The following is a 24,843-nucleotide window of genomic DNA, read 5'->3' on the forward strand; positions in this document are numbered from 1 at the left end:
GGCTTTTTTATTGGGTTGACACCTGCTAGGGGCGTCTATAGAATCACGCCTCCTTTTAACGGGCGTATTGCGCTCGTTGGGAATAGCAGCTTGGAATCTGAGGTCAAAATGCAAAACCAACAAATCCGTATTCGGTTGAAGGCTTTTGACCATCGCCTGATCGATCAATCTACCCAGGAAATCGTGGAAACCGCGAAACGTACTGGTGCTCAGGTGCGTGGTCCTATTCCTCTGCCTACCCGCAAAGAGCGGTTCACCGTACTGACCTCGCCACACGTCAACAAAGACGCGCGTGATCAGTTCGAGATCCGTACTCATAAGCGTGTTCTGGACATCGTCCAGCCAACGGATAAAACCGTTGATGCGCTGATGAAGCTTGATCTTGCGGCTGGTGTGGAAGTGCAGATCAGCCTCGGCTAAGACCGCTTTAGGTTTTAGTCGTGTAACGCTCTGAAATGGGCGGCCATAGCGGGTGAAAGCCCCGTACACTCATGAGGTTACAACATGACTATTGGTGCAGTCGGACGTAAGTGCGGTATGACCCGCATTTTCACCGAAGAAGGTGTCTCCATTCCGGTTACGGTCATTGAGATCGAACCGAATCGCGTCACTCAGTTTAAAACTGAAGAGACCGATGGCTATCGCGCAGTGCAAGTCACTGTCGGTGAGCGTCGCGCTTCTCGTGTCAGCAAGGCGCAAGCCGGTCACTTCGCTAAGGCGAATGTCGCGGCAGGTCGTACTGTTATGGAATTCCGTCTTGAAGAAGGCGAGTACCAGGCAGGTGATCTGATCAACGCTGAAATATTCCAAGCTGGTCAACTGGTGGATGTCACCGGTCAGTCCAAAGGTAAAGGCTTTGCCGGTACCATCAAGCGTTGGAACTTCCGCGGCCAAGACAACACTCACGGTAACTCCGTGTCCCACCGTGTTCCGGGTTCTATTGGCCAGTGCCAGACTCCGGGTCGCGTATTCAAGGGCAAGAAAATGTCCGGTCACATGGGTGCTGAGCGCGTGACTGTGCAGTCCCTAGAAGTAGTGCGCGTCGATGCTGAACGCAACCTGCTGCTGGTCAAGGGTGCCGTTCCTGGCGCTACTGGCGGCAACCTGGTTGTCCGTCCGGCAGCCAAGGCTCGCGGTTAAGGGGAAGCTGACATGCAATTAAATGTAAATGGCGCTCAAGCAATCGAAGTATCCGAAGCCACTTTTGGCGGCGCATACAACGAGACCCTGGTTCACCAAGCAGTTGTGGCCTACATGGCCGGCGGCCGTCAGGGCAGCAAGCAGCAGAAGACTCGTTCCGACGTATCCGGTGGCGGTAAGCGCCCATGGCGTCAGAAGGGTACCGGTCGTGCTCGTGCAGGTACCACTCGTGGTCCGATCTGGCGTGGCGGTGGTGTAACCTTCGCGGCTCGTCCGCAGAATCACGATCAAAAGCTGAACAAGAAGATGTACCGCGCGGCTATCCGCTCGATTCTTGCTGAGCTGGTTCGCACTGATCGTATGATCGTTGTTGATGACTTCAGTGTTGAAGCGCCGAAGACTAAAGATCTGCTGAACAAGTTGAATGGCATGGGTCTGACCGACGTACTGATCGTGTCCGATGCTATTGATGAAAATCTGTACCTGGCTGCACGTAACCTGCCGCACGTCGAAGTTCGCGATGTGCAGGGTTCCGATCCGGTCAGTCTGATCGCGTACGAGAAGGTGTTGGTTACCGTATCTGCCGTGAAGAAATTCGAGGAGCTGCTGGGATGAACCAGGAACGCGTATTTAAAGTGCTGCTTGGCCCGCACATCTCCGAGAAGGCAACACTTCTGGCTGATAAAAAAAGCCAATTCGTTTTCAAGGTTGCAATTGATGCAACCAAGCTGGAAATCAAGAAGGCCGTCGAAAGCCTGTTCAGTGTGAACGTTGCTGCTGTCAACACCGTGAATGTACTCGGTAAGACTAAGCGCACCGCTCGTGGTCTGGGCAAGCGTAACGACTGGAAGAAAGCGATCATTTCGCTTGAGCCAGGCCAAGATCTCGATTTCGCCAGCAGTGCTGAGTAAGGAAGGGGTGCATCATGGCAATCGTTAAATGCAAACCGACTTCCCCTGGCCGCCGTTTTGTGGTCAAGGTGGTCAATCAGGAGCTGCATAAAGGCGCTCCTTACGCTCCGCTGCTTGAAAAGAAGTCGAAGACTGGCGGTCGTAACAACAATGGTCGTATTACCACCCGTCATATCGGTGGTGGCCACAAGCAGCATTACCGTCTGGTCGACTTCCGTCGCAACGACAAAGATGGCATTCCAGCCACTGTCGAGCGTATTGAATACGATCCAAACCGTACTGCACACATCGCACTTATGCTTTATGCAGATGGCGAGCGTCGCTACATCATCGCCCCTAAAGGCGTGAGCGCTGGCGATCAGCTGATTGCGGGCATCATGGCTCCGATCAAGCCGGGCAACAGCATGCAACTGCGCAACATTCCAGTTGGTAGCACGGTGCACGGTATCGAGTTGAAGCCGGGTAAAGGCGCACAAATTGCACGTTCCGCTGGTGCTTCGGCTCAGCTGATTGCGCGTGAAGGTGTCTACGTGACCCTGCGTCTGCGTTCAGGTGAAGTGCGTAAAGTCCTGGCTGAATGCCGTGCGACCTTGGGTGAAGTCTCGAACTCCGAGCATAGCCTTCGTTCGCTGGGTAAAGCTGGTGCCAAGCGCTGGCGTGGCGTTCGCCCAACCGTTCGTGGTGTTGCCATGAACCCGGTTGACCACCCACACGGTGGTGGTGAAGGTCGTACCTCTGGTGGTCGTCATCCGGTGTCTCCATGGGGCTTCCCGACGAAGGGCGCGAAGACTCGTGGTAACAAACGCACCGACAACATGATCGTCCGTCGTCGCAAGTAAATAGAGGGATACGACAGTGCCACGTTCTCTGAAAAAAGGTCCTTTTATTGATCTTCACCTACTGAAGAAGATCGAAGTGGCGGTGGAAAAGAACGATCGCAAGCCGGTGAAAACCTGGTCGCGCCGTTCCATGATCCTGCCACAAATGGTCGGTCTGACCATTGCTGTACATAACGGTCGTCAACATGTCCCAGTTCTCGTGAACGAAGATATGGTCGGTCACAAACTGGGCGAATTTGCCGGCACTCGTACCTATCGTGGGCACGTGGCTGACAAGAAAGCCAAGCGTTAAGGGGTAGGGAAATGGAAGTAGCCGCTAAGTTGTCGGGCGCTCGCATCTCCGCCCAGAAAGCCCGCTTGGTCGCCGACCAGATCCGCGGGAAGAAGGTGGGCGAAGCGCTCAACCTCCTGGCTTTCAGCAGTAAGAAAGCCGCCGAGATCATTAAGAAAGTGCTGGAGTCGGCTGTAGCCAACGCCGAGCACAACGAAGGCGCAGACGTTGATGACTTGAAGGTCAGCACCGTTTTCGTCAACGAAGGGCGTTCGCTGAAGCGAATCATGCCGCGTGCCAAAGGCCGCGCTGATCGCATCGTCAAGCGGTCTTGCCATATCACTGTCAAGGTTGCGGACAAGTAACGGAGTCGATCAGATGGGTCAGAAAGTACATCCCATTGGCATTCGCCTGGGAATCGTCAAGGAGCACACCTCCGTCTGGTACGCCAGCGGTCGGACTTATGCGGACTATTTGTTCGCTGATCTGAAGGTGCGTGAGTATCTCCAAGACAAACTAAAAAGCGCGTCCGTAAGCCGTATCGACATTGCTCGCCCGGCTCAAACTGCACGTATCACCATCCACACTGCTCGTCCCGGTATCGTTATCGGTAAGAAAGGTGAAGATGTTGAGAAACTGCGTCAGGACCTGACCAAGCAAATGGGTGTGCCTGTGCACATCAATATCGAAGAGATCCGTAAGCCGGAGCTCGACGGTATGCTGGTTGCGCAGAGCGTAGCTCAGCAGCTGGAGCGTCGCGTGATGTTCCGTCGCGCTATGAAGCGCGCTGTACAAAACGCCATGCGTATTGGTGCCAAGGGCATCAAAATCCAAGTGAGCGGTCGTCTCGGCGGTGCTGAAATTGCACGTACCGAATGGTATCGCGAAGGTCGTGTGCCGTTGCACACCCTGCGTGCTGATATCGACTATGCCACGTACGAAGCGCACACCACTTATGGTGTGATCGGTGTCAAGGTTTGGATCTTCAAAGGCGAAGTAATTGGTGGCCTTAAAGAAGAACTGAAACCACAAGCACCTGCGCCTCGTAAAAAAGCTGCTAAGTAAGGGGTACGCCAAATGTTGCAACCAAAGCGTACGAAGTTCCGCAAGCAGATGACAGGCCACAACCGTGGTCTGGCTCAGCGCGGTAGCAAAGTCAGCTTCGGCGAGTTCGCGCTGAAGTCTGTTGCCCGCGGTCGTCTCACCGCCCGTCAGATTGAGTCCGCTCGTCGTGCTCTGACTCGTCACGTTAAGCGTGGCGGGAAAATCTGGATTCGCGTTTTCCCGGACAAGCCGGTTACCAAGAAGCCTCTCGAAGTGCGGATGGGTAAAGGTAAGGGTAGCGTTGAATATTGGGTAGCCCAGATCCAGCCAGGTAAAGTCCTGTATGAGATCGAAGGCGTTTCCGAAGAGTTGGCGCGTGAGGCTTTTGCCCTGGCTGCTGCAAAGCTGCCGCTCGCCACCACTTTTGTTAAGCGGACGGTGATGTGATGAAGGCGAATGAACTTCGTGAAAAATCAGCACAGCAGCTGAACGAGCAACTGCTCGGCCTGCTGCGCGACCAGTTCAATCTGCGTATGCAGAAAGCAACTGGCCAGTTGGGGCAGTCTCACCTGCTCTCGCAAGTTAAGCGCGACATCGCTCGTGTGAAAACTGTGCTCAACCAGCAGGCAGGTAAGTGATCATGGCTGAAGCCGAAAAAACAGTCCGTACGCTGACCGGCCGTGTCGTCAGCGACAAGATGGACAAGACCATCACCGTATTGATCGAGCGTCGCGTTAAGCACCCGATCTACGGCAAATATGTCAAGCGTTCGACCAAGCTGCACGCACACGACGAAACCAATCAGAGCAAGATCGGCGACAAAGTTTCCATTCGTGAAACGCGTCCCGTAGCCAAGACTAAGTCTTGGGCGCTGGTTGAGATCCTCGAACGCGCAGTGGAAGTCTAAGGGCTAAGGGTCGGAGAAATTATATGATTCAGACTCAATCCATGCTCGACGTCGCTGACAACAGCGGTGCTCGTCGCGTTATGTGTATCAAGGTGCTTGGCGGTTCCCACCGTCGTTATGCTGGCATCGGCGATATCATCAAGGTGACCGTTAAGGAAGCAATTCCGCGCGGTAAAGTGAAGAAAGGCCAAGTGATGACTGCTGTCGTAGTCCGCACACGTCATGGCGTTCGTCGCCCTGATGGCTCGATCATTCGCTTCGATGGCAACGCTGCTGTTCTGCTGAACAACAAGCAAGAGCCAATCGGCACTCGTATTTTTGGGCCAGTGACTCGTGAGCTTCGTAATGAGAAGTTCATGAAGATCGTCTCGCTCGCCCCTGAAGTGCTCTAAGGAGATCCGACATGCAAAAGATTCGTCGTGACGACGAGATCATCGTGATCGCCGGTAAAGACAAAGGTAAGCGTGGCAAGGTGCTGAAGGTTCTCGCTGACGACCGTTTGGTCGTTGGTGGGATCAACCTGGTGAAGCGCCATACCAAGCCGAACCCGATGTCGGGCGTTCAGGGCGGTATCATCGAGAAAGAAGCGCCTCTGCACGCTTCTAACGTTGCCATCTTCAATGGCGAAACCAGCAAGGCTGACCGCGTTGGTTTCAAAATTGAAGACGGTAAGAAAATTCGTGTCTTCAAGTCGACCCAAAAAGCGGTTGATGCTTGAACACTGCTAGGTAGAAGACCATGGCACGACTAAAAGAGATTTACCGGAAAGAAATCGCGCCGAAGCTTAAGGAAGAACTTAAGCTCGCGAACGTGATGGAAGTTCCGCGCATCACCAAGATCACCCTTAACATGGGCCTGGGCGAAGCAATCGGTGACAAGAAAATCATCGAGCACGCTGTAGCCGACCTGGAAAAGATTACCGGTCAGAAAGTCGTTGTGACTTATGCCCGTAAGTCGATTGCAGGCTTCAAGGTTCGTGAGGGCTGGCCGATTGGCGTCAAAGTTACTCTGCGTCGTGAAAAGATGTATGAGTTCCTGGATCGTCTGCTGTCCATCTCCCTGCCGCGCGTGCGTGACTTCCGCGGCCTGAATGCCAAGTCCTTCGATGGCCGTGGCAACTACAGCATGGGCGTTAAAGAGCAGATCATTTTCCCGGAAATTGACTACGACAAGATCGACGCTCTGCGTGGTTTGGACATTACCCTGACCACCACCGCTCGTTCGGATGATGAAGGTCGCGCCCTGTTGCGTGCTTTCAAATTCCCGTTCCGCAACTGATTGGAGTTGGATCATGGCCAAAACCAGCATGAAAAACCGTGAGCTGAAGCGTCAGCAAACGGTAGCAAAGTACGCTAAGAAGCGTGCTGAGCTGAAAGCTACCATCGCCGATCTGAACGCCAGTCCAGAAGCGCGTTGGGAAGCTCAGGTAGCGCTGCAGAAGCAACCGCGTGACGCGAGTGCTTCGCGCCTGCGTAACCGCTGCCGCATTACCGGTCGTCCGCACGGCGTTTATCGCAAGTTCGGTCTGTCGCGTATCAAGCTGCGTGAAGCTGCAATGCGTGGTGATGTACCAGGTCTGGTTAAAGCCAGCTGGTAAAAGCAAAGCCGGCCTAGTGCCGGCTTTGTCTTATCTGTGAATCAAGCCCCTTTGGGGCTTGATTCATTTTTGATCAGTCTCTAGAATGCTCGGCTCGCCTGAGCCTGGCTTGATTTTTTCAAGAGTTCTCAGCGACTGTAGCCGCAAGGCTAATTCTTTTTGTATCAGGAGCGTCTAGCCCATGAGTATGCAGGACCCGTTAGCGGACATGCTAACTCGTATCCGTAATGCCCAGATGGCTGAAAAGTCCGTCGTAAGCATGCCGTCTTCCACGTTGAAGATAGCTGTAGCCAAAGTTTTGAAAGACGAAGGTTATATTGCGGGTTATCAGATCAGCGGCGAAGTTAAGCCGCAGCTGTCCATCGAGCTGAAGTACTTCGAAGGCCGTCCAGTCATCGAAGAAGTTAAGCGCGTAAGCCGTCCAGGCCTTCGCCAATATAAATCCTCCGATGATCTGCCGAAAGTTCGTGGCGGTCTTGGGGTTTCCATCGTCTCCACCAATAAAGGTGTGATGACGGACCGCGCTGCGCGCGCTGCCGGTGTCGGCGGCGAAGTGCTTTGCACAGTGTTCTAAGGGGGGAATAAGCATGTCTCGCGTTGCTAAGAACCCCGTTACGCTGCCCGCTGGTGTTGAGGTCAAACTCGCCGGCCAACAGCTTTCGGTAAAGGGTGCCAAGGGCACTCTCGAACTGAATGTTCACTCGTCCGTTGAAGTCCTGCATGAAGCCGGTGAGTTGCGTTTCGCTGCTCGCAATGGTGATCAGCAGACTCGCGCCATGGCCGGCACTACTCGTGCTCTGGTCAACAATATGGTGATCGGCGTCAATGCTGGCTTTGAGCGCAAGCTTCAATTGGTCGGTGTTGGTTACAAGGCGCAAGCCAAAGGTCAGGTGTTGAGCCTCTCTCTGGGCTATTCCCACCCGATTGAGTACGAATTGCCGGAAGGCATCGTGGCTGAGACTCCCAACCAGACCGAGATCCTGATCAAGGGTACGGACAAGCAAGTGGTTGGTCAGGTCGCTGCGGAGATTCGTGACTTCCGTCGTCCTGAACCTTATAAGGGCAAAGGTGTTCGTTACGCTGACGAAGTCGTCCGCCGTAAAGAAGCCAAGAAGAAGTAGGGCATAGCAAATGACCGACAAAAAAGTTACTCGACTGCGTCGCGCTCGCAAGGCACGCCTGAAAATGCACGAGCTAGAAGCCGTGCGGCTCTGCGTGTATCGCTCTTCGCAGCACATTTATGCCCAGGTCATTTCGGCCGACGGCAGCAAGGTTCTGGCCAGCGCCTCTACCTTGGACAAAGCACTGCGTGACGGCGCCACTGGCAACGTCGACGCGGCCAAGAAAGTTGGTGGGCTGATTGCCGAGCGTGCGAAAGCCGCTGGTGTAACTCAGGTTGCATTCGACCGTTCTGGCTTCAAGTACCACGGCCGCGTCCAGGCGCTGGCTGATGCTGCTCGTGAAGGCGGGCTGGAGTTCTAAGTTATGTCAAATAACGACCAAAAGCGCGACGAAGGCTACATCGAGAAGCTGGTACAGGTTAACCGCGTTGCCAAAACCGTTAAGGGTGGCCGTATCTTCACATTCACCGCGTTGACCGTGGTTGGTGATGGTAAGGGTCGCGTTGGTTTCGGCCGTGGTAAGTCCCGTGAAGTGCCAGCTGCTATCCAGAAAGCGATGGAAGCTGCTCGTCGCAACATGATTCAAGTAGATCTGAACGGTACAACCCTGCAGTACGCCATCAAGTCTAACCATGGCGCCTCCAAGGTTTACATGCAGCCTGCTTCTGAAGGTACCGGCATTATCGCTGGTGGCGCTATGCGTGCCGTTTTGGAAGTTGCTGGTGTGCAGAACGTTCTGGCTAAGTGCTACGGCTCGACTAACCAAGTGAACGTGGTTTACGCCACTTTCAAAGGTTTGAAAGCGATGCAGTCGCCAGGTTCTATTGCGGCCAAGCGTGGCAAGAGCGTCGAGGAGATTCTCTAATCATGGCTACTACCGTAAAAGTTACGCTGATCAAAAGCATGACCGGCCGTATTCCTAACCATAAGCTCTGCGTTAAGGGTTTGGGTCTGCGTCGCATTGGTCACACCGTAGAAGTGCTTGATACTCCCGAGAATCGCGGGATGATCAACAAGGCTTACTACATGCTCCGCGTCGAGGGTTAATACATGTACCTGAACGATTTGAGTCCTGCGCCGGGTTCCCGTCGCGAGAAGCACCGTCCGGGCCGTGGTATCGGTAGCGGTTTGGGTAAGACTGGTGGCCGTGGCCACAAAGGTCAAACCTCCCGCTCCGGTGGCACCATTGCTCCGGGTTTCGAAGGCGGCCAGCAGCCTCTGCACCGCCGTCTGCCAAAGTTCGGTTTCGTTTCTTTGAAGGCTATGGATCGTGCGCAAGTGCGTACCTCCGAGCTGAATAAAATCGAAGGCGGCATTGTTACTCTGCAGTCGCTGAAGGATGCCAACCTGATTAACCAAAACGTACAGCGTGTGAAAGTCATGCTGTCCGGTGAAGTTACTCAGGCAGTCACCCTTAAAGGTATCGCCGTCACCAAAGGTGCGCGTGCGGCTATCGAAGCAGCTGGCGGTAAGTTCGAGGAATAAATGGCTAAGCAAGGTGCTCTCTCAGCGCTCAGCAATGGCGGGTTATCCGAGCTCTGGGCTCGTCTGCGCTTTCTGTTAATGGCGATTATCGTCTATCGGATAGGTGCACACATCCCGGTTCCCGGTATCAACCCTGATCGGCTGGCGGACCTGTTTCGACAGAATGAGGGGACCATTCTTAGCTTGTTCAACATGTTTTCCGGCGGCGCGCTGGAGCGTATGAGTATTTTTGCACTGGGGATCATGCCGTATATTTCGGCGTCGATCATCATGCAGCTCATGACCGCTGTTAGCCCGCAGCTGGAGCAGTTGAAGAAGGAAGGTGAGGCTGGCCGTCGTAAGATTAGCCAGTACACCCGCTACGGCACCCTCGTCCTGGCTATTGTCCAAGCAGTCGGCATGTCCGTCGGCTTGGCCAGTCAGGGCGTAGCGTTTACGGTCGATTTCGGCTTCCACTTCGTTGCAGTCACCACGTTTGTGGCGGGTGCGATGTTTATGATGTGGCTGGGCGAGCAAATCACCGAGCGTGGTGTTGGCAACGGTATTTCGATGCTGATCTTTGCAGGCATCGTGGCCGGTCTGCCGTCGGCGATTGGGCAGTCTTTCGAGTCTGCCCGTCAGGGTGATATCAATATCTTTGCCTTGATCGCCATCGGTTTGCTGGCAGTAGCGATTATCGGTTTCGTGGTGTTCATTGAGCGTGGTCAGCGTCGCATTGCGGTGCATTACGCCAAGCGTCAGCAGGGCCGTAAGGTCTTCGCTGCGCAGACCAGCCACTTGCCGTTGAAGGTGAATATGGCGGGGGTTATCCCGGCTATTTTCGCCAGCAGCCTTCTGTTATTCCCGGCTTCGCTGGGTGCCTGGTTTGGTCAGTCTGAGGGTATGGGCTGGCTGCAGGATATTTCACAGGCTATCGCTCCTGGTCAGCCGTTGAACATTTTGCTGTTTAGTGCAGGGATCGTATTTTTCTGCTTCTTCTATACAGCGTTGATGTTCAACCCGAAAGACGTAGCGGAGAACCTGAAGAAGTCCGGTGCCTTTATTCCCGGTATCCGTCCAGGCGAGCAGTCGGCGCGCTATATCGATGGCGTGTTGACGCGTTTGACCATGTTCGGTGCTCTGTACATGACGGCCGTATGCTTGTTGCCCCAGTTCTTGGTGGTAGCTGCCAACGTACCGTTCTATCTTGGCGGGACTTCGTTGCTGATCGTGGTAGTGGTTGTGATGGACTTCATGTCGCAAGTACAATCGCACCTCGTTTCGCACCAGTACGAATCCCTGATGAAGAAAGCCAACCTGAAGGGCTACGGCAGCGGCATGCTGCGCTGAAGTCCATAAGGTTCGAGGAGTTGGTGATGAAAGTTCGTGCATCGGTGAAAAAGCTGTGCCGTAACTGCAAGATTGTTCGTCGCGAAGGTGTTGTTCGCGTCATTTGCAGCGCGGAGCCGCGTCACAAGCAGCGCCAAGGCTGATTGTGAAGAAGTGATAAGCCCGGCAGCTAGTGCGCTGCCGGGTTGATTATTTGTTTTTACAGCGTTAATATCTCGCGCCCTATTTCTTGGCTTCCGGGGCGTAGGTAGCTGTCAATTGGAGTTCCACTGAATGGCCCGTATTGCAGGCGTTAACATTCCGGATAACAAGCACACTGTTATCTCGTTGACCTACATCTATGGTGTTGGTCGCACAACTGCACAGAAAGTCTGTGCTGCCGCCGGCGTTAATCCGGCTGCAAAAATCAAAGATCTCTCTGATGAGCAGATCGAGCAGCTGCGTGGCGAAGTAGCCAAGGTGAATACCGAAGGCGACCTGCGTCGTGAAGTGAACATGAAAATCAAGCGTTTGATGGACCTGGGTTGCTTCCGTGGTCTGCGTCATCGTCGCGGTCTGCCGGTTCGCGGTCAGCGTACCAAGACCAACGCGCGTACCCGTAAGGGCCCGCGTAAGCCGATCCGCAAGTAATCGCATTCGCGCATCGACAGGAATTTAGTCATGGCAAAACCTGCTGCTCGTACTCGTAAGAAAGTCAAAAAGACAGTGGTTGATGGCATCGCCCACATCCACGCTTCGTTCAACAACACAATCGTGACCATTACTGACCGTCAGGGCAATGCTCTGTCCTGGGCTACCTCTGGTGGTTCGGGTTTCCGCGGCTCGCGTAAAAGCACCCCGTTCGCCGCCCAGGTGGCTGCAGAACGTGCTGGTCAAGCTGCGCTGGAATACGGCCTGAAGAACCTCGACGTTAACGTCAAGGGTCCCGGTCCGGGTCGTGAGTCCGCTGTCCGTGCTTTGAACGGCTGTGGTTATAAGATCGCCAGCATCACCGATGTGACGCCTATCCCGCACAACGGGTGCCGTCCTTCGAAGAAGCGTCGCGTGTAATCAGGAGACAGTGAGAAATGGCTCGTTACATTGGTCCCAAATGCAAACTGTCTCGTCGTGAAGGCACAGATCTTTTCCTGAAAAGCGGTGTACGCGCTCTGGAATCGAAGTGCAACATCGAAGCAGCCCCAGGTATTCACGGTCAGCGCCGTGGTCGTCAGTCCGACTACGGTACTCAGCTGCGTGAAAAGCAAAAAGTTCGTCGTATCTACGGTGTGCTTGAGCGTCAATTCAGCGGTTATTACAAAGCAGCTGCCGGCAAAAAAGGCGCTACTGGTGAGAACCTGCTGCAACTGCTCGAGTGCCGTCTGGATAACGTGGTTTATCGCATGGGCTACGGCTCCACTCGCGCTGAATCCCGTCAGCTGGTATCGCACAAGTCGATCAGCGTAAACGGCAATACTGTAAACGTTCCGTCCTACCAGGTTAAAGCTGGCGACGTCGTTGCAGTTCGCGAGAAGGCGAAGAATCAGCTGCGCATTGTTCAAGCTCTCGAGCTGTGTGCTCAGCGTGGCCGCGTTGAATGGGTAGATGTAGACACTGAGAAGAAGTCTGGCGTGTTCAAAAACGTTCCGGCTCGCAGTGATCTCTCCGCCGACATCAACGAAAGCCTGATTGTCGAGCTCTACTCCAAGTAAGGGCTAGAAAATAGGTGCATCCATGCAGATTTCGGTAAATGAGTTCCTGACCCCCCGTCACATTGATGTGCAGGTGGTCAGTCCGACCCGCGCCAAGATCACTCTCGAGCCTCTCGAGCGTGGCTTTGGCCACACCCTGGGCAACGCGCTGCGACGCATCTTGTTGTCCTCTATGCCTGGCTGTGCAGTAGTTGAGGCCGAGATTGACGGTGTACTTCATGAGTACAGCGCCATCGAAGGTGTTCAGGAAGATGTCATTGAAATCCTGCTCAACCTGAAAGGTCTGGCTGTCAAACTGCACGGTCGTGACGAAGTGACACTGACTCTGGCGAAGAAGGGCTCGGGCGTAGTTACCGCTGCCGATATTCAGCTGGATCACGATGTCGAAATCGTCAATGGCGACCACGTAATCGCCAATATGGCTTCCACTGGCGCGCTGAACATGAAGCTCACCATAGCTCGTGGTCGCGGCTATGAGCCGGCTGACGCTCGTCAGAGCGATGAAGATGAAAGCCGCAGCATTGGTCGCTTGCAGCTGGATGCTTCGTTCAGCCCGGTACGCCGTGTGTCGTACGTGGTGGAAAACGCTCGTGTTGAGCAGCGTACTAACTTGGACAAGCTGGTTATCGACCTGGAGACCAACGGTACTCTGGATCCTGAAGAGGCTATTCGTCGTGCCGCAACCATTCTGCAACAGCAGTTGGCTGCGTTCGTCGACCTCAAAGGTGACAGCGAGCCTGTGGTTATCGAGCAGGAAGACGAGATCGATCCGATCCTTCTGCGTCCGGTTGATGACTTGGAATTGACTGTTCGTTCGGCGAACTGCCTCAAGGCAGAAAACATTTACTACATCGGTGATCTGATTCAGCGCACCGAAGTGGAACTGTTGAAAACGCCGAACTTGGGCAAGAAATCCCTGACTGAAATCAAGGATGTTCTGGCTTCTCGCGGTCTTTCCCTCGGTATGCGCCTCGACAACTGGCCGCCGGCAAGTCTGAAGAAAGACGATAAGGCGACTGCCTGATCGTCATCATCACCGAACGTGAGTTTGGTAAGGAATTGAACCATGCGTCATCGTAAAAGTGGCCGTCACCTCAGCCGCACCAGCGCACACCGCAAGGCCATGTTCCAGAACATGGCGGTATCGTTGTTCGAGCATGAGCTGATCAAAACTACTCTGCCGAAAGCCAAAGAGCTGCGTCGCGTTGCCGAGCCGCTGATTACTCTGGCTAAAGAAGACAGCGTTGCCAATCGTCGTCTGGCCTTCGACCGTACACGTTCGAAAGCTATCGTTGGTAAGTTGTTCAACGACCTGGGCAAGCGCTATGCCACCCGTCAGGGCGGTTACCTGCGTATTCTCAAGTGCGGTTTCCGCGCTGGCGACAATGCTCCAATGGCTTATGTTGAGCTGGTTGACCGTCCGGTCGCTGGTGCAGCTGTAGACGCTGAGTAAGTTGTAGGTTGTATAAAAAACCGGGCCTTGGCCCGGTTTTTTTATGGGTGAAATAAGCGTCGCCCATCTGCTGTGCTGAGCCCCGCGAAGCATCAGTGGGTGCCTAGTTTCTAGCTTTGTGCTTGACCCATGCGTTGCGTGCGGCCAGCATTAGCGCCTGTACCGCTCGTTTAAGGATATGCCCCGTGAAAGGCCATGTAGAAGTCATCGATTACCTGAAAATGCTGCTTAAAGGCGAGCTGGCGGCACGTGATCAATATTTCGTGCATTCGCGTCTGTATGAAGACTGGGGTTTCAACAAGCTGTACGAACGTATTAACCATGAAATGGAAGAGGAGACTCAGCACGCTGATGCCATCCTCAAGCGCATTCTATTTCTTGAAGGTACGCCGGATATGGTTCCTGACAGCTTCTGCTTCGGCCAGAGCGTGCCGGAGATGCTCAAGCTTGATCTCGCGTTGGAATATCACGTGCGTGCGGCGCTGAGCAAAGGTATCGCGCTGTGCGAGCAGCATCAGGATTACCAGACCCGCGACATCCTGCTGGTGCAACTTAAGGACACCGAAGAAGATCACGCTTATTGGCTGGAAGTTCAGCTTGGCTTGATCGGCCGAATCGGTTTGGAGAACTATCTGCAGGCGCAGATGTAAGCGTTCAATGGCCCAAGAAAAAGCCCCGCATATGCGGGGCTTTTTCTTGGGGCGGGCTTAATCGCGATCACGCTCCAGTAGCGGCTTGAGGAAGTAGCCGGTGTGCGACTGCGGCATCTCGGCGACTTCTTCCGGGGTACCGACCGCGATAATCTGGCCGCCCTTAGAGCCCCCTTCTGGACCGAGGTCCACCAGCCAGTCGGCCGTCTTGATTACGTCCAGATTGTGTTCGATCACCACCACGGTGTTGCCGTGATCGCGCAGGCGGTGCAACACGTCGAGCAGTTGCTGAATGTCGGCGAAGTGCAGGCCTGTGGTTGGCTCATCAAGGATGTACAGCGTCTTGCCGGTGTCACGCTTGCTTAGCTCGCGACTCAGTTTGACTCGCTGCGCTTCGCCGCCCGAGAGGGTGGTCGCGCTCTGCCCTAGCTTGATGTAGGACAAGCCAACATCCATCAGGGTTTGCAGCTTGCGCGCCAGCGCCGGCACGGCATCGAAGAACAGTCGCGCTTCTTCAATGGTCATGTCGAGCACTTCGGTGATGCTTTTACCCTTGTACTTCACTTCCAAGGTTTCGCGGTTGTAGCGTTTGCTCTTGCACACATCGCAAGGCACATAAATGTCCGGCAGGAAGTGCATCTCGACCTTGATCAAGCCGTCGCCCTGGCAGGCCTCGCAGCGGCCGCCCTTGACGTTGAAGCTGAAACGCCCCGGGCCGTAACCGCGCGAGCGGGATTCCGGCACGCCCGCGAACAGTTCGCGGATCGGGGTGAACAGGCCGGTATAGGTCGCCGGGTTGGAGCGTGGCGTGCGGCCGATCGGGCTTTGGTCGATGTCGACCACTTTATCTAAATGCTGCAAGCCAACGATGCTGTCGTGGGCGGCGGCTTCCAGGGTAGTGGCACCGTTGAGCGCAGTGGCACTCAGCGGATACAGGGTGTTGTTGATCAGTGTCGATTTGCCCGAGCCGGATACACCTGTCACGCAGGTCAGCAAGCCAATCGGGATCTCCAGGTCGACATTGCGCAGGTTGTTGCCGCGCGCGCCCTTAATCTTCAGCGAAAGGGTGTTGTCTCGCGGCGTGCGTTTGGCTGGTACGGCAATTTTTACGCGGCCCGAGAGGTACTTGCCGGTCAGCGAGTCCGGGTGGGCCATGACTTCAGCGGCTGTGCCCTGGGCGACGATCTGGCCGCCGTGCACGCCAGCGCCTGGGCCAATATCGACCACGTAATCGGCCATGCGGATGGCGTCTTCGTCGTGCTCTACCACGATCACCGTGTTGCCGATGTCACGTAGGTGGCGCAGTGTGCCGAGCAGGCGCTCATTGTCGCGCTGATGCAGGCCAATAGAGGGTTCGTCGAGGATGTACATGACGCCTACCAGGCCGGCGCCGATCTGGCTCGCCAGGCGAATGCGTTGCGCTTCGCCGCCGGACAGGGTATCGGCGCTGCGGTCCAGGGTCAGGTAATCGAGGCCGACGTTGACCAGAAACTGCAGGCGCTCGCGAATTTCCTTGAGGATTTTTTCGGCAATTTCTCCGCGCCGACCAGGCAGGGCCAGGCTGCCGAAGTACTCGGTGGCATCACCAATCGGCATGCCGCTCACGGCGGGCAAGGTTTTCTCGCCGACCCACACGTGCCGCGCTTCACGGCGTAGGCGTGTACCGCGGCAGTCCTGGCAGGCTTGGGTGCTGAGGAACTTAGCCAGCTCCTCGCGCACGCTGGTGGATTCGGTTTCGCGGTAGCGCCGCTCCAGGTTCGGCACGATGCCTTCGAACGGGTGCGAGCGTTTGACGATATCGCCACGGTCGTTGAGGTACTTGAAGTCGACGTTCTGCGCGCCGCTGCCGAACAGGATGCACTTCTGGTGTTCGGCGCTTAGCTCATCAAACGGCACTTCCAGGCTGAACCCGTAATGTGCAGCGAGTGAGCCGAGCATTTGGAAGTAATAGACGTTACGTCGGTCCCAGCCGCGGATTGCACCCTCGGCCAGGGTCATCTCGCCGTTCACCAGGCGTTTGATGTCGAAGAATTGCTTAACGCCCAAGCCGTCACATGTCGGGCAGGCGCCAGCCGGATTGTTGAACGAGAACAGCTTGGGTTCAAGCTCACTGATTGAGTGGCCACAGGTCGGGCAGGCGAAGCGCGCAGAGAAAATGATTTCTTCACCGCTCTCACCTTCCATCGGGGCGATGAGCGCCAGGCCGTCGGCTAGCTTCAGTGCCGTCTCGAACGACTCGGCAAGGCGCTGCTGTAGGTCGCCGCGGGCTTTGAAGCGGTCAACCACCGCATCAATGCTGTGCTTCTTTTGCTTGTCGAGTTTCGGCAGCTCGTCCAGCTCATAAATCTTGCCGTTGACTCGCACGCGTACGAAACCCTGCGCGCGCAGTTCATCGAAAACCGCCAAGTGCTCGCCTTTACGCTCGCGAATAATCGGCGCCAGCAGCATTAGCTTGCTGCCTTCGGGCAGGGCTAGCACCTGATCAACCATCTGGCTGACGGTTTGTGCTTCCAGCGGCAGGTCGTGATCCGGGCAGCGCGGAATGCCGGCGCGGGCGTAGAGCAGGCGCAGGTAGTCGTAGATTTCGGTGATGGTGCCGACGGTGGAGCGCGGGTTGTGCGACGTGGATTTCTGCTCGATGGAGATCGCCGGCGACAGGCCTTCGATGGTGTCTACGTCGGGCTTTTCCATCATCGACAAAAATTGCCGGGCGTAGGCCGAGAGTGATTCGACATAGCGGCGCTGGCCCTCGGCGTAGAGGGTGTCAAAAGCCAGTGATGACTTGCCGGAGCCGGACAGACCGGTAATCACGATCAGCTTGTCGCGCGGCAGGGTCAGGTCGATATTCTTCAGGTTATGGGTGCGGGCACCCCGGATCAGAATCTTGTCCACAAACAGCGGCCTCGCATGGCGGGCGGAAAACCACCGAGTATACGGGGCCAAAGGCGAGCGCGGCAAAGCGTCACTGCTGTGCCGCATTGATTGAGTGCTGGTAGAATCGCCGCCTCTTTATTCAGGGTCTTTCCCATGCATGATCCGCACAGCGAGCGTATGAGCGGCAGCGAAACCCGTGCGGCCGGTGGCCTGGCGCTGGTGTTCGCGTTCCGCATGCTCGGTATGTTTATGGTGTTGCCCGTGCTGGCGACCTATGGCATGGAATTGCAGGGCAGTACGCCGGCACTAATCGGCCTGGCAATCGGTGCGTATGGGCTGACTCAGGCGTTTTTGCAGATTCCTTTTGGCATGCTCAGTGACCGCATTGGTCGCCGTCCGGTGATTTATGCAGGGCTGGTGATCTTTGCCGCCGGCAGCCTGCTGGCGGCCAATGCCGATTCGATCTATGGGGTGATTGCCGGGCGCGTGCTGCAGGGGGCTGGCGCGATTTCAGCGGCGGTGATGGCGTTGCTTTCCGACCTTACCCGCGAGCAGCACAGGACTAAGGCCATGGCGATGATTGGCATGAGTATCGGCCTGTCCTTTGCCGTGGCGATGGTGGTGGGGCCGCTGCTAACCCGCGCCTTTGGCCTGTCGGGGTTGTTTCTTGCCACCGCAGCCATGGCGCTGCTGGGTATTGTTATTGTCGCGGGGCTCGTACCGTCTTCCGCTGGGCCGTTGCAGCATCGCGAGTCCGGGGTGAGAAAGCGGGCGTTAGTGCCGACCCTTAAAAATGCGGACCTGCTGCGCCTGGACTTCGGCATTCTGGTGCTGCATGCAATCTTGATGGCCAGCTTTATCGCGTTGCCGTTGGCGTTGGTTGAGCAGGGCGGGTTAGCCAAGGAAGAGCACTGGTGGGTCTATCTGACTGCCTTGCTAGTGGGCTTCTTCGGCATGGTGCCGTTTATTATCTATGGCGAAAAAAAGCGTCGCATGAAGCACGTTCTGCTGGGTGCGGTGAGCGTGCTGCTGCTGTGTGAACTGTTTTTCTGGTGGTTCGGTACGAGTCTGCGTGCTTTGGTGCTGGGCACTGTGGTGTTCTTCACGGCATTCAACCTGCTGGAAGCTTCGTTGCCGTCGCTGATCAGCAAGGTCGCGCCGGCCGGCGGCAAAGGTACGGCGATGGGCGTGTATTCCACCAGCCAGTTCCTCGGCGCAGCTATCGGCGGCATCCTTGGTGGCTGGCTGTATCAGCACTACAGTCTGTCGGGCGTGTTTGCGGGCTGTGCCTTACTGGCTCTTTTTTGGCTAGCCTTTGCTGTTACTATGCGCGAACCGCCGTATGTAACCAGCCTGCGCCTGCCGCTTTCAGCGGCAGCGTTGCAAGAAGCTGGACTGGCCGAGCGTTTACAGGCAGTGCCCGGAGTGGCGGATGCCGTAGTGGCGCGTGATGAAGCGGCCATCTATATCAAAGTGGATACCCAACAATTGGATCGTACGTCCCTCGAGCGCCTCATTGAGCCGGCGCCGGCGACGTGCTGAAAGCTTAGGAGAACGTTATGGCCCGTGGGGTTAACAAAGTCATTCTGGTCGGTACCTGCGGACAGGACCCGGAAACCCGCTACCTGCCAAACGGTAACGCGGTTACCAACCTGAGCCTCGCTACCAGCGAGCAGTGGACCGATAAGCAAACCGGGCAGAAGGTCGAGAAGACCGAATGGCACCGCGTTTCGATGTTCGGCAAGGTCGCGGAGATCGCCGGCGAATACCTGCGCAAAGGTTCGCAAGTCTATATCGAAGGCAAGCTGCAAACCCGCGAGTGGGAAAAAGACGGCATTAAGCGTTACACCACTGAAATCGTTGTGGATATGCAAGGCACCATGCAGCTGCTGGGCGGTCGTCCAGACAACGCCGGTGGTGATTCTGCATCGCGTCAGCAGCGTCCTGCTGCGCCGCAGCGCGCGCCACAGCAAGCCGCTCCGCGTCCGGCACCGCAACCGGCGGCTCAGCCTGCGCCGGATTTCGACAGCTTTGATGACGATATTCCATTCTGATTAGCTGAGTCAGCGCTCAATTATGCGTATGCGGCTGATGCTGCTAGGTGGCGGTAATGCGCTGGGACAGGCGTTAATCCGTCTCGGCGCTGAAGAAGACATTAGTTTTCTCGCGCCCAAACCGCCTGAATCTGGTTGGGATCCTGCCAGCTTGACCCAGTTGCTGGATGACACCCGGCCCGATGCTCTGATCAACCTTGCTTACTACTTCGACTGGTTCCAGGCCGAAGCCGTCAGCGAGGCGCAGTTTTCTGCCCAAGAGCGCTCCGTCGAGCGCCTTGCCGAGCTGTGTCAGCATCACCAGATCCGTTTGCTGCAGCCATCCAGTTACCGCGTCTTCGATGGTGTACGCGCGACGGCCTACAGCGAGAAGGAAGAGCCGCAGCCGCTTGGCGTGCGTGGGCAGGCGCTGTGGCGTTTCGAGCAGCACGTGCGCGCGATCTGTCCGCGCCATGTGTTGTTGCGTTTTGGCTGGCTGCTGGACGACAGCGCCAACGGTTTGCTTGGGCGCTTTCTGGTCCGTACCGCCGAGGACTCGCCGCTGCTGTTGGCGGATGATCGGCGGGGCAACCCGACTCCGGTTGACGATGCCGCTCGCGTGATTATTGCGGTGCTCAAGCAATTGGATTGCCAAACGCCCTTGTGGGGGACTTACCACTACGGCGGGCATGAGGCGACGACATCGTTGGCGCTGGGGCAAGCGGTGCTTAGTGAGGCGCGCAACTTCCGTAGCAATCTAATCGAAGAGCTGAGCCCCCAGGCTCACAGCGCGCGTGCGGATGCCGCTGAAGAGCCGCAACATGCGGTGCTGTCGTGTAAGAAAATTCTGCACACCTTCGGTATTAAACCGCGCGCTTGGCGCTCGGGCTTGCCGAGCCTGCTGGATCGTTATTATCGTCATGTCTGATTCCCGACCTATTTTGATTACAGGTGGCGCCGGCTTTATCGGTTCGCACTTGGTTGATGCCTTGTTGGCACAAGGACGCTGCGTACGCGTGCTGGACAACCTGTCGATGGGCAGGTTGGCCAACCTGCCGCTGGATAATCCCCGGCTGCAGTTTATCCAGGGCGATGTAGCCGACGCGGCTATCGTGGCCCACGCGGTGGCGGGTTGCGCTGCGGTGGCGCACTTAGCGGCGGTGGCTTCAGTGCAAGCCTCGGTGGACGACCCGGTGAGCACTCACCAGAGCAATTTTGTCGGCACCCTGAACGTCTGCGAGGCGATGCGCTTACATGGCGTTAAGCGCGTGCTGTTCGCCTCCAGTGCGGCGGTCTATGGCAATAATAGCGAAGGCCATGCAATTGATGAAAGTACGGCTAAGGCCCCGCTGACGCCCTATGCGGCTGATAAGTTGGCCAGTGAGCATTACTTGGATTTCTATCGTCGCCAGCATGGTTTGGAACCGGCGATTTTTCGCTTCTTCAATATCTTCGGACCGCGCCAGGACCCGTCTTCGCCGTACTCGGGCGTCATCAGTATCTTCACTCAGCGTGCCCAGCAGGGCTTGCCGATTAGTGTGTTTGGTGATGGCGAGCAGACCCGTGATTTCTTCTTTGTTGCCGATCTGGTGATACTGCTGATGCAGGCGCTGAATGCACCGCACGTGGTGGCGGGGGCGGTAAATGTCGGCTGGAACCAGGCGGTCAGCTTGAACCAGTTGCTGGCCGAAATTGGTGAGCTGTGCGGTGGCTTGCCGGTCGTTAGTTACCAGGCGGCGCGTGCGGGCGATATTCGTCATTCGCGGGCCGATAACCAGCGGCTGCGGGCGCATTATCAGCTGCCGTCAGCTACTTCGATGGGCGAGGGTTTACGCCGATTGCTGGCTCAGCCTTGACGCCTCGCTAAACGAAAAAAACCGGCCATCAAGGCCGGTTTTTTTATGGTGCTCAGGCTTAGAACTTATAGCCCAGGCCGACCATGTACACGAGTGGGTCGACATCCACGTCGACTTTGACCTTCTTGCCACCATATGAAGTGGTGCCGGTAGTTTCAATGTCGATGTAACGTACTTGGGCGTTAAACATGATGTTGTCGGTCAGCATATAGTCCATGCCGATCTGGGCTGCGAGGCCCCACGAGTCTTTCATATCCAAGCCACTGAAGCCTTTGGTTTCTGCTTCGCTGCTCAACTCGGTGTCGAAGAACCACGTGTAGTTAATGCCCGCCCCCAAGTAGGGCTGGAAGGCCGAGCTGGCGTCCAGTGGGTAATAAAGCACGCTCAGAGTTGGCGGTAGGTGCTTGAGCTCGCCCAGGTTGCCATTAAGACCTGCAAAGCCGCCGGGCATGCCTTTTACGCCGACGTTATGGCTGAAGGGTGTTGCAGCCAAGAGCTCGATGCCGATGTTGTTGGTCAGCATGTAAGCGAAGTTCAGGCCCAGCTGTGTATCGCTGTCCAGCGTTGCTTTGGTACCGGCAACATCAGTGTTAAGAGCACCCACCCAGATGTCGCTGCTGCTTTCCTGCGGGTCAACGGTAATCGCGCCGGCACGCACGATGATATCGCCAGCCTGGTGCGCATGCGCCAGTGGGGCGGCAATAGCCAGGGCCAGCAGTGAGGCGGTAAAGAGTGAAGTGCGCATGGTGTGCTCCCATAAAGCGTCGGTTCGTATTCGCTGGGTGTGATTTTAAGGCGCGAGAAAAAGCAGCTGTTGATCCAGCTCAATAAAGTAGTTAGCTACCTAAATTTGCCGACAGTTATTCAGGTGCGTCGCTTACGCTTTGTGGATGAGCGTGCGATTGGCTTCAGCGCGGCTTGCTTGAAGATGGAGACGCAGTTGATAATGCTTCTCTTTATGTTCAGTCTCTTCACAAGGAATGCCTTCATGACCCCTCTGCCGAAGCGCCTGCTGGCAGCCGCTCTGGTTCTGGCCAGTACGCCACTTGCGGCGACACCTCTGGATGCCGCCTTGGATGAAAGCCAGCAGCTAGCTGTCGAAGCCAAGGCCTCGCAGGCGCGTGTTGAGCAGCTTGATGACGCCAGTCGGGAAATGCTGACCGAGTACCGCAATGCGTTGCAGCAAGCTGAAGCCTTGCAGGGCTATAACGCCCAGCTGCGTGAGTTAGTGGCGGCGCAGCGCAAAGAATTGGCGGGTTATCAGCAGCAGTTGGATGGCATTGAGCGCACTCAGGAGGCGGTAACGCCGCAGATGCGCCGTATGGTCGAGGTGCTGGAGGAGTTTATCGCCGCCGATCTGCCGTTCTTGCCGGACGAGCGCAGTGATCGCCTGGCGCAGTTACAAGACCTGCTGCCGCGGGCGGATGTCAGCCTGGCCGAGAAATACCGCCGTATTCTTGAGGCCTACCAAGTGGAAAGCGATTACGGCCGCACCCTCGAAGCCTGGCGCGGTGAGCTGCCACGCGATGGCGCCTCGCGCAGCGTTGAGTTCCTCCGCCTGGGCCGGGTCATGCTGTATTTCCAAACCCTCGATGGCCATGAAAGTGGTTGGTGGAACCCGCAAACGCGCAGCTGGCAAATCCTTGATGGCAGTGCCCGTCGTCCGCTGCGCCAGGCCATAGCCATTGCCCGCCAGGAGCAGGCGCCTGCCTTGCTTGACCTGCCTGTGAAGACCCTGGCGCTGGAGGCCAAGCCATGAATCGTCGCGTTCTTGCTTTCACCTTGGCTCTTTTGCCCGCTCTGGCGGGTGCGGCCGAACCGCTGAGCCCTGATCAATTGTTGCAGCGCATTCGCAGTGAGCGTGCTGCTGAAGTCACTGCCATGCACAGCCGCGAACAGGCGTTTATTGCTGAGCGCGGCGAGCGTGCCCAGTTGCTGGCCAGCGCGCGCCGTGCCCTGGCCACACAGAAAGCCGAAGCCGAACAGCTGAAAGCCGAGTTTGACCGCCAGGAGAGCCAGCTGGCCGAGCAGGAAAAACTGCTGACTCAGCGCGTCGGTCATCTTGGCGAGCTATTTGGCGTGGTGCGTCAGAGTGCCGGTGATGTGGCCGGGCAATGGCAGGACAGTCTGCTCAATGCCCAATACCCTGAGCGTCTGGCACGCCTCAAGGCGCTGGCGGAAAGTCGCACATTGCCGTCGGCCGCTGACCTCGATGGCTACTGGATGCTGTTGCTCGAAGATCTGGCCGCCAGTGGCCGTGTCGAGCAGCTGCAGTTACCGGTGGTGGCCGCCGACGGCACGCGCACGGCGCAAAACGTCCTGCGTGTGGGCGCGTTCTCGGCCTATGGCGACGATGCCTTCCTGCGTTATGACGCTGACGCCGCTGAGCTGTTGGCGCCGCCGCGTCAGCCGTCTGGGCTTGGCCAGGTTGAGGATTACCTTGGCAGTGGCGACGCGGTGGCCAGCCTGCCGATCGACCCGAGTCGTGGCACCTTGCTGGCGCAGTTGCAGCGTCAGCCGGGGCTGTGGGATCGCGTACAGCAAGGAGGGCTGGTCGGCGGGGTGATTCTCGCTCTAGGTCTGTTTGGTCTGTTGCTGGCGATCTGGCGCATGGTTTATCTGACCCGAGTGGGCCGTGGCGTCAACGCGCAGATGCATGACCTCAGCGCGCCACGTGCAGACAACCCACTGGGCCGGATCATCGGCGTGCTGGGCCCTAAGCCGCAGTTATCGGATCTGGAAACCCTGGAGCTGAAACTCGACGAGGCGATCCTGCAGGAAACCCCGCCGCTGGAAAAAGGCCAGGGCCTGCTCAAGCTGCTGAGCGCCGTGGCACCGCTGCTCGGCCTGTTGGGTACCGTGACCGGAATGATCGTCACGTTCCAGGCGATTACCCAAGGCGGTGGCGGTGATTCGCGGCTGATGGCCGATGGCATCTCGCAAGCGCTGGTGACCACGGTGCTGGGCCTGGTGGTGGCGATTCCGCTGCTGTTCCTGCACACCTTGCTCGCCAGCCGCAGCAAGGGCCTGATTCAGCTGCTGGAACAGCAAAGCGCCGGGCTGATTGCCCTGCACCTGTCCGGGGCGCCGCGTCGTGACTGATTGGCTGGCGCTGTGGTTGCGCCTGGTGGACAGCGGCCATGCCTTGCTCGACTTCATGAGCGCCGGCGGCGTGGTGATGTGGGCGCTGGCTGGCCTGTGCGTGGTGTTCTGGACCCTGGTGTTTGAGCGCTTCTGGTACATGCGCCGGGTGTTTCCGGAGTGGGTGCGTGAACGCCGCCAGGCTTGGCAGCAGGTGCTCGGTGATGACGCCGTCAACTGGCAACGCGCGGTGCGCAGTGCCTGGTTGGCGCAGGCGCAGCAGCATTTGCTCGGGCCACTGCGCCTGAGCAAGACCCTGGTGGCGATGTACCCGCTGTTGGGCTTGCTCGGCACGGTCAGCGGCATGGTCGCGGTGTTTGACGTGCTGGCCATCAATGGCACGGGCAACCCGCGTGGCATGGCGGCGGGCGTCTGGCAGGCGACCCTGCCCACCATGGCCGGCATGGTGCTGGCGATTACTGGATTGTTCAGCTTGGCGCGCCTCGAACGTGATGCGCGCCGGGCTCTAGAGCGGCTGGCTGACCAGCTGCGTCACGACTGAGA

At 56.9% G+C, this 24,843-nt stretch carries 38 protein-coding genes; 36 read left to right on the top strand and 2 right to left on the bottom strand.

All coding sequences use genetic code 11. The features are described from left to right. Nucleotides 1-108 precede the first annotated feature (108 nt). The 29 genes from rpsJ to bfr all read left to right on the top strand — a co-directional run bounded on the left by rpsJ (nucleotide 109) and on the right by bfr (nucleotide 14,435). Nucleotides 109-420, top strand: a complete 312-nt coding sequence (gene rpsJ, locus ACEPAJ_RS01835; RefSeq protein ID WP_010486970.1) for a 30S ribosomal protein S10 — start codon at nucleotides 109-111, stop codon at nucleotides 418-420. 84 nt (nucleotides 421-504) lie between these two features. Beyond that, a complete protein-coding gene (gene rplC / locus ACEPAJ_RS01840) occupies nucleotides 505-1,140 on the top strand; it encodes a 50S ribosomal protein L3 (protein WP_274087705.1) in 636 nt (211 codons plus the stop codon). Nucleotides 1,141-1,152: 12 nt separating this feature from the next. Continuing rightward, nucleotides 1,153-1,755 (top strand): 50S ribosomal protein L4, encoded by a 603-nt coding sequence (gene rplD / locus ACEPAJ_RS01845; RefSeq protein ID WP_425913171.1) that lies wholly within the window; start codon nucleotides 1,153-1,155, stop codon nucleotides 1,753-1,755. After that, entirely contained in the window at nucleotides 1,752-2,051 is a 300-nt protein-coding gene (gene rplW / locus ACEPAJ_RS01850; RefSeq protein ID WP_274087707.1) for a 50S ribosomal protein L23, read from the top strand. The genes rplD and rplW overlap by 4 nt, the downstream gene beginning before the upstream one ends. A 14-nt stretch (nucleotides 2,052-2,065) precedes the next feature. Next, nucleotides 2,066-2,890 (top strand): 50S ribosomal protein L2, encoded by an 825-nt coding sequence (gene rplB / locus ACEPAJ_RS01855; protein WP_090243094.1) that lies wholly within the window; start codon nucleotides 2,066-2,068, stop codon nucleotides 2,888-2,890. A gap of 16 nt (nucleotides 2,891-2,906) precedes the next feature. After that, complete coding sequence (gene rpsS, locus ACEPAJ_RS01860; RefSeq protein ID WP_010486981.1) at nucleotides 2,907-3,182, top strand: 30S ribosomal protein S19; 276 nt, start codon at nucleotides 2,907-2,909, stop codon at nucleotides 3,180-3,182. Nucleotides 3,183-3,193: 11 nt separating this feature from the next. Beyond that, complete coding sequence (rplV, locus tag ACEPAJ_RS01865) at nucleotides 3,194-3,526, top strand: 50S ribosomal protein L22 (protein WP_003210077.1); 333 nt, start codon at nucleotides 3,194-3,196, stop codon at nucleotides 3,524-3,526. Between the two features lie 13 nt (nucleotides 3,527-3,539). Further along, nucleotides 3,540-4,226 (top strand): 30S ribosomal protein S3, encoded by a 687-nt coding sequence (gene rpsC / locus ACEPAJ_RS01870; protein WP_069519907.1) that lies wholly within the window; start codon nucleotides 3,540-3,542, stop codon nucleotides 4,224-4,226. Nucleotides 4,227-4,238: 12 nt separating this feature from the next. Then, nucleotides 4,239-4,652, top strand: a complete 414-nt coding sequence (rplP, locus tag ACEPAJ_RS01875; RefSeq protein WP_042552939.1) for a 50S ribosomal protein L16 — start codon at nucleotides 4,239-4,241, stop codon at nucleotides 4,650-4,652. After that, nucleotides 4,652-4,843 (top strand): 50S ribosomal protein L29, encoded by a 192-nt coding sequence (gene rpmC, locus ACEPAJ_RS01880; RefSeq protein WP_002555481.1) that lies wholly within the window; start codon nucleotides 4,652-4,654, stop codon nucleotides 4,841-4,843. Before rplP ends, rpmC begins: the two co-directional genes overlap by 1 nt. A gap of 2 nt (nucleotides 4,844-4,845) precedes the next feature. Further along, the gene (gene rpsQ / locus ACEPAJ_RS01885) at nucleotides 4,846-5,112 is read left to right on the top strand and encodes a 30S ribosomal protein S17 (RefSeq protein WP_090243097.1); all 267 of its coding nucleotides are present in this window, start codon (nucleotides 4,846-4,848) and stop codon (nucleotides 5,110-5,112) included. A 23-nt stretch (nucleotides 5,113-5,135) separates the two neighbouring features. Further along, a complete protein-coding gene (gene rplN / locus ACEPAJ_RS01890; RefSeq protein WP_014854220.1) occupies nucleotides 5,136-5,504 on the top strand; it encodes a 50S ribosomal protein L14 in 369 nt (122 codons plus the stop codon). Between the two features lie 11 nt (nucleotides 5,505-5,515). Beyond that, on the top strand, nucleotides 5,516-5,830 hold the full coding sequence (gene rplX / locus ACEPAJ_RS01895; RefSeq protein ID WP_090243099.1) for a 50S ribosomal protein L24: 315 nt from the start codon (nucleotides 5,516-5,518) through the stop codon (nucleotides 5,828-5,830). 20 nt (nucleotides 5,831-5,850) lie between these two features. After that, complete coding sequence (gene rplE, locus ACEPAJ_RS01900) at nucleotides 5,851-6,390, top strand: 50S ribosomal protein L5 (RefSeq protein ID WP_274087709.1); 540 nt, start codon at nucleotides 5,851-5,853, stop codon at nucleotides 6,388-6,390. Nucleotides 6,391-6,403: 13 nt separating this feature from the next. Further along, nucleotides 6,404-6,709, top strand: a complete 306-nt coding sequence (gene rpsN, locus ACEPAJ_RS01905; protein WP_090243102.1) for a 30S ribosomal protein S14 — start codon at nucleotides 6,404-6,406, stop codon at nucleotides 6,707-6,709. Nucleotides 6,710-6,890: 181 nt separating this feature from the next. Beyond that, nucleotides 6,891-7,283: a 30S ribosomal protein S8 gene (gene rpsH, locus ACEPAJ_RS01910; RefSeq protein ID WP_425913176.1), complete on the top strand. Its 393-nt coding sequence runs from the start codon at nucleotides 6,891-6,893 to the stop codon at nucleotides 7,281-7,283. 13 nt (nucleotides 7,284-7,296) lie between these two features. Further along, complete coding sequence (gene rplF / locus ACEPAJ_RS01915; protein ID WP_425913178.1) at nucleotides 7,297-7,830, top strand: 50S ribosomal protein L6; 534 nt, start codon at nucleotides 7,297-7,299, stop codon at nucleotides 7,828-7,830. A 10-nt stretch (nucleotides 7,831-7,840) separates the two neighbouring features. Beyond that, on the top strand, nucleotides 7,841-8,191 hold the full coding sequence (gene rplR, locus ACEPAJ_RS01920; RefSeq protein WP_425913180.1) for a 50S ribosomal protein L18: 351 nt from the start codon (nucleotides 7,841-7,843) through the stop codon (nucleotides 8,189-8,191). Between the two features lie 3 nt (nucleotides 8,192-8,194). After that, entirely contained in the window at nucleotides 8,195-8,695 is a 501-nt protein-coding gene (gene rpsE / locus ACEPAJ_RS01925; RefSeq protein ID WP_090243105.1) for a 30S ribosomal protein S5, read from the top strand. 2 nt (nucleotides 8,696-8,697) lie between these two features. Next, the gene (rpmD, locus tag ACEPAJ_RS01930) at nucleotides 8,698-8,877 is read left to right on the top strand and encodes a 50S ribosomal protein L30 (protein ID WP_090243106.1); all 180 of its coding nucleotides are present in this window, start codon (nucleotides 8,698-8,700) and stop codon (nucleotides 8,875-8,877) included. A 3-nt stretch (nucleotides 8,878-8,880) separates the two neighbouring features. Then, a complete protein-coding gene (gene rplO, locus ACEPAJ_RS01935) occupies nucleotides 8,881-9,315 on the top strand; it encodes a 50S ribosomal protein L15 (protein ID WP_090243121.1) in 435 nt (144 codons plus the stop codon). Next, nucleotides 9,316-10,644 (top strand): preprotein translocase subunit SecY, encoded by a 1,329-nt coding sequence (gene secY / locus ACEPAJ_RS01940; protein WP_090243123.1) that lies wholly within the window; start codon nucleotides 9,316-9,318, stop codon nucleotides 10,642-10,644. Nucleotides 10,645-10,670: 26 nt separating this feature from the next. Next, the gene (gene rpmJ, locus ACEPAJ_RS01945; protein ID WP_014854209.1) at nucleotides 10,671-10,787 is read left to right on the top strand and encodes a 50S ribosomal protein L36; all 117 of its coding nucleotides are present in this window, start codon (nucleotides 10,671-10,673) and stop codon (nucleotides 10,785-10,787) included. Between the two features lie 130 nt (nucleotides 10,788-10,917). Next, the gene (gene rpsM / locus ACEPAJ_RS01950; RefSeq protein WP_274087711.1) at nucleotides 10,918-11,274 is read left to right on the top strand and encodes a 30S ribosomal protein S13; all 357 of its coding nucleotides are present in this window, start codon (nucleotides 10,918-10,920) and stop codon (nucleotides 11,272-11,274) included. Between the two features lie 30 nt (nucleotides 11,275-11,304). After that, complete coding sequence (rpsK, locus tag ACEPAJ_RS01955; RefSeq protein WP_013789773.1) at nucleotides 11,305-11,694, top strand: 30S ribosomal protein S11; 390 nt, start codon at nucleotides 11,305-11,307, stop codon at nucleotides 11,692-11,694. Nucleotides 11,695-11,711: 17 nt separating this feature from the next. Then, nucleotides 11,712-12,332 carry a 30S ribosomal protein S4 gene (gene rpsD, locus ACEPAJ_RS01960; RefSeq protein WP_425913183.1) on the top strand — a complete coding sequence of 207 codons (621 nt, stop codon included), beginning with the start codon at nucleotides 11,712-11,714 and terminating at the stop codon, nucleotides 12,330-12,332. 22 nt (nucleotides 12,333-12,354) lie between these two features. Continuing rightward, the gene (locus tag ACEPAJ_RS01965; protein WP_136665573.1) at nucleotides 12,355-13,356 is read left to right on the top strand and encodes a DNA-directed RNA polymerase subunit alpha; all 1,002 of its coding nucleotides are present in this window, start codon (nucleotides 12,355-12,357) and stop codon (nucleotides 13,354-13,356) included. Nucleotides 13,357-13,398: 42 nt separating this feature from the next. Continuing rightward, complete coding sequence (rplQ, locus tag ACEPAJ_RS01970) at nucleotides 13,399-13,785, top strand: 50S ribosomal protein L17 (RefSeq protein WP_160347644.1); 387 nt, start codon at nucleotides 13,399-13,401, stop codon at nucleotides 13,783-13,785. A gap of 185 nt (nucleotides 13,786-13,970) precedes the next feature. Further along, nucleotides 13,971-14,435, top strand: coding sequence for a bacterioferritin (gene bfr / locus ACEPAJ_RS01975; RefSeq protein WP_425913185.1), 465 nt, complete (start codon nucleotides 13,971-13,973; stop codon nucleotides 14,433-14,435). Nucleotides 14,436-14,492: 57 nt separating this feature from the next. On the opposite strand, the gene uvrA is transcribed toward bfr, so the two are convergent. Next, a complete protein-coding gene (gene uvrA, locus ACEPAJ_RS01980) occupies nucleotides 14,493-17,327 on the bottom strand; it encodes an excinuclease ABC subunit UvrA (RefSeq protein WP_425913187.1) in 2,835 nt (944 codons plus the stop codon). Between the two features lie 135 nt (nucleotides 17,328-17,462). On the opposite strand from uvrA, the gene ACEPAJ_RS01985 reads away from it, so the two are divergent. Genes ACEPAJ_RS01985 through ACEPAJ_RS02000 form a run of 4 tightly spaced genes read left to right on the top strand, consistent with a single transcriptional unit; the run spans nucleotide 17,463 to nucleotide 21,198 of the window. After that, the gene (locus ACEPAJ_RS01985; protein ID WP_425913189.1) at nucleotides 17,463-18,851 is read left to right on the top strand and encodes an MFS transporter; all 1,389 of its coding nucleotides are present in this window, start codon (nucleotides 17,463-17,465) and stop codon (nucleotides 18,849-18,851) included. A 17-nt stretch (nucleotides 18,852-18,868) separates the two neighbouring features. Then, a complete protein-coding gene (locus tag ACEPAJ_RS01990) occupies nucleotides 18,869-19,363 on the top strand; it encodes a single-stranded DNA-binding protein (RefSeq protein WP_425913190.1) in 495 nt (164 codons plus the stop codon). Nucleotides 19,364-19,385: 22 nt separating this feature from the next. Continuing rightward, nucleotides 19,386-20,270, top strand: coding sequence for a sugar nucleotide-binding protein (locus ACEPAJ_RS01995; protein ID WP_425913192.1), 885 nt, complete (start codon nucleotides 19,386-19,388; stop codon nucleotides 20,268-20,270). Then, nucleotides 20,263-21,198, top strand: a complete 936-nt coding sequence (locus ACEPAJ_RS02000) for an NAD-dependent epimerase/dehydratase family protein (protein ID WP_425913194.1) — start codon at nucleotides 20,263-20,265, stop codon at nucleotides 21,196-21,198. Before ACEPAJ_RS01995 ends, ACEPAJ_RS02000 begins: the two co-directional genes overlap by 8 nt. Nucleotides 21,199-21,256: 58 nt before the next feature. Here the strand turns inward: ACEPAJ_RS02000 and ACEPAJ_RS02005 are convergent, their stop codons facing one another. Beyond that, the gene (locus ACEPAJ_RS02005; RefSeq protein ID WP_425913196.1) at nucleotides 21,257-21,943 is read right to left on the bottom strand and encodes an OmpW/AlkL family protein; all 687 of its coding nucleotides are present in this window, start codon (nucleotides 21,941-21,943) and stop codon (nucleotides 21,257-21,259) included. A 243-nt stretch (nucleotides 21,944-22,186) separates the two neighbouring features. On the opposite strand from ACEPAJ_RS02005, the gene ACEPAJ_RS02010 reads away from it, so the two are divergent. From ACEPAJ_RS02010 to ACEPAJ_RS02020, 3 genes are read left to right on the top strand one after another with little or no spacing between them, the layout of a single operon-like run. Then, entirely contained in the window at nucleotides 22,187-22,957 is a 771-nt protein-coding gene (locus tag ACEPAJ_RS02010; protein ID WP_425913197.1) for a DUF3450 domain-containing protein, read from the top strand. Next, nucleotides 22,954-24,300 (top strand): MotA/TolQ/ExbB proton channel family protein, encoded by a 1,347-nt coding sequence (locus ACEPAJ_RS02015; RefSeq protein ID WP_425913199.1) that lies wholly within the window; start codon nucleotides 22,954-22,956, stop codon nucleotides 24,298-24,300. Before ACEPAJ_RS02010 ends, ACEPAJ_RS02015 begins: the two co-directional genes overlap by 4 nt. After that, nucleotides 24,293-24,841, top strand: a complete 549-nt coding sequence (locus ACEPAJ_RS02020) for a MotA/TolQ/ExbB proton channel family protein (RefSeq protein ID WP_425913201.1) — start codon at nucleotides 24,293-24,295, stop codon at nucleotides 24,839-24,841. The genes ACEPAJ_RS02015 and ACEPAJ_RS02020 overlap by 8 nt, the downstream gene beginning before the upstream one ends. Nucleotides 24,842-24,843: the final 2 nt, after the last annotated feature.

The sequence above is a fragment of the Pseudomonas sp. GWSMS-1 genome (assembly GCF_049847425.1).
Lineage (GTDB): Bacteria > Pseudomonadota > Gammaproteobacteria > Pseudomonadales > Pseudomonadaceae > Aquipseudomonas.

Coding starts and splice junctions, on each gene's coding strand:
- ACEPAJ_RS01990 (WP_425913190.1), top strand. CDS start 18,869: ATGGCCCGTGGGGTTAACAAAGTCATTCTGGTCGGTACCTGCGGACAG.
- ACEPAJ_RS02010 (WP_425913197.1), top strand. CDS start 22,187: ATGACCCCTCTGCCGAAGCGCCTGCTGGCAGCCGCTCTGGTTCTGGCC.
- rpsJ (WP_010486970.1), top strand. CDS start 109: ATGCAAAACCAACAAATCCGTATTCGGTTGAAGGCTTTTGACCATCGC.
- rpsM (WP_274087711.1), top strand. CDS start 10,918: ATGGCCCGTATTGCAGGCGTTAACATTCCGGATAACAAGCACACTGTT.
- rplV (WP_003210077.1), top strand. CDS start 3,194: ATGGAAGTAGCCGCTAAGTTGTCGGGCGCTCGCATCTCCGCCCAGAAA.
- rplB (WP_090243094.1), top strand. CDS start 2,066: ATGGCAATCGTTAAATGCAAACCGACTTCCCCTGGCCGCCGTTTTGTG.
- rpsE (WP_090243105.1), top strand. CDS start 8,195: ATGTCAAATAACGACCAAAAGCGCGACGAAGGCTACATCGAGAAGCTG.
- rpsH (WP_425913176.1), top strand. CDS start 6,891: ATGAGTATGCAGGACCCGTTAGCGGACATGCTAACTCGTATCCGTAAT.
- rplX (WP_090243099.1), top strand. CDS start 5,516: ATGCAAAAGATTCGTCGTGACGACGAGATCATCGTGATCGCCGGTAAA.
- rplO (WP_090243121.1), top strand. CDS start 8,881: ATGTACCTGAACGATTTGAGTCCTGCGCCGGGTTCCCGTCGCGAGAAG.
- rplE (WP_274087709.1), top strand. CDS start 5,851: ATGGCACGACTAAAAGAGATTTACCGGAAAGAAATCGCGCCGAAGCTT.
- rpsN (WP_090243102.1), top strand. CDS start 6,404: ATGGCCAAAACCAGCATGAAAAACCGTGAGCTGAAGCGTCAGCAAACG.
- rpmC (WP_002555481.1), top strand. CDS start 4,652: ATGAAGGCGAATGAACTTCGTGAAAAATCAGCACAGCAGCTGAACGAG.
- rpsC (WP_069519907.1), top strand. CDS start 3,540: ATGGGTCAGAAAGTACATCCCATTGGCATTCGCCTGGGAATCGTCAAG.
- rplF (WP_425913178.1), top strand. CDS start 7,297: ATGTCTCGCGTTGCTAAGAACCCCGTTACGCTGCCCGCTGGTGTTGAG.
- ACEPAJ_RS02015 (WP_425913199.1), top strand. CDS start 22,954: ATGAATCGTCGCGTTCTTGCTTTCACCTTGGCTCTTTTGCCCGCTCTG.
- ACEPAJ_RS01995 (WP_425913192.1), top strand. CDS start 19,386: ATGCGTATGCGGCTGATGCTGCTAGGTGGCGGTAATGCGCTGGGACAG.
- rplW (WP_274087707.1), top strand. CDS start 1,752: ATGAACCAGGAACGCGTATTTAAAGTGCTGCTTGGCCCGCACATCTCC.
- rplR (WP_425913180.1), top strand. CDS start 7,841: ATGACCGACAAAAAAGTTACTCGACTGCGTCGCGCTCGCAAGGCACGC.
- ACEPAJ_RS02005 (WP_425913196.1), bottom strand. CDS start 21,943: ATGCGCACTTCACTCTTTACCGCCTCACTGCTGGCCCTGGCTATTGCC.
- rpsD (WP_425913183.1), top strand. CDS start 11,712: ATGGCTCGTTACATTGGTCCCAAATGCAAACTGTCTCGTCGTGAAGGC.
- rplN (WP_014854220.1), top strand. CDS start 5,136: ATGATTCAGACTCAATCCATGCTCGACGTCGCTGACAACAGCGGTGCT.
- ACEPAJ_RS01985 (WP_425913189.1), top strand. CDS start 17,463: ATGCATGATCCGCACAGCGAGCGTATGAGCGGCAGCGAAACCCGTGCG.
- rpmJ (WP_014854209.1), top strand. CDS start 10,671: ATGAAAGTTCGTGCATCGGTGAAAAAGCTGTGCCGTAACTGCAAGATT.
- rpmD (WP_090243106.1), top strand. CDS start 8,698: ATGGCTACTACCGTAAAAGTTACGCTGATCAAAAGCATGACCGGCCGT.
- secY (WP_090243123.1), top strand. CDS start 9,316: ATGGCTAAGCAAGGTGCTCTCTCAGCGCTCAGCAATGGCGGGTTATCC.
- ACEPAJ_RS01965 (WP_136665573.1), top strand. CDS start 12,355: ATGCAGATTTCGGTAAATGAGTTCCTGACCCCCCGTCACATTGATGTG.
- rplP (WP_042552939.1), top strand. CDS start 4,239: ATGTTGCAACCAAAGCGTACGAAGTTCCGCAAGCAGATGACAGGCCAC.
- rplD (WP_425913171.1), top strand. CDS start 1,153: ATGCAATTAAATGTAAATGGCGCTCAAGCAATCGAAGTATCCGAAGCC.
- rpsQ (WP_090243097.1), top strand. CDS start 4,846: ATGGCTGAAGCCGAAAAAACAGTCCGTACGCTGACCGGCCGTGTCGTC.
- rplQ (WP_160347644.1), top strand. CDS start 13,399: ATGCGTCATCGTAAAAGTGGCCGTCACCTCAGCCGCACCAGCGCACAC.
- ACEPAJ_RS02000 (WP_425913194.1), top strand. CDS start 20,263: ATGTCTGATTCCCGACCTATTTTGATTACAGGTGGCGCCGGCTTTATC.
- rpsK (WP_013789773.1), top strand. CDS start 11,305: ATGGCAAAACCTGCTGCTCGTACTCGTAAGAAAGTCAAAAAGACAGTG.
- rplC (WP_274087705.1), top strand. CDS start 505: ATGACTATTGGTGCAGTCGGACGTAAGTGCGGTATGACCCGCATTTTC.